The sequence below is a fragment of the Aromatoleum toluolicum genome (assembly GCF_012911005.2).
In the GTDB taxonomy this organism is placed as follows: domain Bacteria; phylum Pseudomonadota; class Gammaproteobacteria; order Burkholderiales; family Rhodocyclaceae; genus Aromatoleum; species Aromatoleum toluolicum.
The window spans coordinates 1-1,796 of record NZ_WTVS01000171.1; the positions used below are offsets into that span (position 1 = coordinate 1).

2 protein-coding genes are annotated in these 1,796 nt (G+C 67.7%); both read left to right on the forward strand.

The genetic code is table 11. From position 1 onward, the window contains the following. On the forward strand, positions 1-512 hold a 512-nt coding region (locus tag GPA27_RS28200; RefSeq protein WP_169143719.1), incomplete at its 5' end, for an ABC transporter ATP-binding protein. A 102-nt stretch (positions 513-614) separates the two neighbouring features. After that, complete coding sequence (locus GPA27_RS28205) at positions 615-1,658, forward strand: porin (RefSeq protein ID WP_169143720.1); 1,044 nt, start codon at positions 615-617, stop codon at positions 1,656-1,658. Positions 1,659-1,796 lie beyond the last annotated feature (138 nt).

Sequence of the window (1,796 nt, forward strand, 5' to 3'; positions counted from 1 at the left end):
GCATGAACCTCGTGCCGGAGAAACGCGAGCTCTTCGCCGAGATGAGCGTCGAGGACAACCTGCTGCTGGGCGCCTTCCAGCGCTACCGCTCGGGCAAGCGCGACCACGCCGAGACGATGAAGGAGGTGTATCACCTCTTCCCGCGCCTCGAGGAGCGCAAGGCGCAGCTCGCCGGCACCTTGTCCGGCGGCGAGCGCCAGATGCTCGCGGTGGGCCGTGCGCTGATGGCGAAACCGAAGCTCCTGATGCTCGATGAGCCGAGCCTGGGCCTCGCCCCGCTGATCGTGCGCGAGATCTTCCGCATCATCGGCGAGCTGCGCCGGCGCGGGGTGTCGATCCTGCTCGTCGAGCAGAACGCGCGCGCGGCGCTGCAGGTCGCCGACTACGCGTATGTGCTCGAGACCGGCGAGATCTCGATGGAAGGGCCGGCCAAGCAGCTCGCCGATGATCCGCGCGTGATCGAGGCGTATCTGGGGTTGGGCGGGAAGCATCAGGACAGGCTCGCGGCCTGAGCCCCTTATTCGCTCTCGACCGCCTGCGCCGGACGACGCGGGCGGGGCAGTGTTGTGCCTGTCGTCCGCTCATAAATACATTGATACGGTAAAGGAGGAGGCATGAAGGGGCTTGGAATCGTTGCAGGGTTTGCCGCACTGGGGGTGGTTGCCGGACCGGCGTTCGCTCAGTCGAACGTCACGATCTACGGTGCGATGGACATGTTCGTGGGGCAGGCGCGCGGGGAGCACAAGAGCCTCACGGTGGTCGACAGCGGCGGCCTGGAGCCGAGCCGCATCGGCTTTCACGGCACCGAGGATCTGGGCAACGGCCTGAAGGCGCTGTTCCGGCTGGAAAGCGGCATCGCCGCCGATACCGGTGGCAACGTGCCGCCGGGCGTGCTGTTCAGCCGGCAGTCGCTGGTCGGCCTGCAGGGCGGCTTCGGGACCGTCACGGCGGGGCGCCAGCACTCGCCGGGGTACTGGATGTCGCTGCTGCGCTACGACGCGCTGATGGGTGGGCCGTTCTCGCCAGTCACCGCGCTCGCGGCGCAGGGGAGCATGAGCATCGTGTCGACCGGCCCCGGGCGGGTGAACAACTCGATCAACTACAACTCGCCGAACTGGGGCGGGCTGACGGTCAGCGCGATGTACGGCGTGGGGCAGGAGAGCACGGTGAACCGCAACGCGGGCGAGTTCGCCGGCGCGAGCATCAACTATGCAAACGGCCCGTTGTCGGTCGGCTACGTGTTCCATCGCCTCGACACCAGCACCGTCGCCGCGCCGATCGTGGACCGGCGGCAGCGCGAGCACATGCTCGGGGCCTCCTACGACTTCAAGGTCGTGAAAGTGATCGGCAGCTACCAGTCGCTGGACGGCGACGTGGCGGCGGAGGCGCGGTTGTGGAACCTCGGCGTGCGCATTCCCGTGGGTGCGGCGGGCAACGTGCAGGTCGCCTACGCCGCGTACAGGTCGGATGCGAGCCAGTCGGATTCGCGCTCCTGGGCCCTCGGTTACAGCCATGACCTTTCGAAGCGCACGGCGCTGTACGGGCGGGTCATCCGCGCCGACAACGACGACGCGGTGGCGCGCAGCGTCTATAACGGGCTGGCCGAGCGAGGCGGGGCGACGAGGTTGATCGGCGTCGGCATGCGGCACAGTTTCTGAGATTCGCGCGGGGTTCCGGCGCCTTGTTCCTCCCCCTTCAAGGGGGAGGTTAGGAGGGGGATGGGTTTCTGCGACGTCTGCTTAACCCATCCCCACCCCAGCCCTCCCCTTGAAGGGGAGGGAGTTACCGTGCTGCAC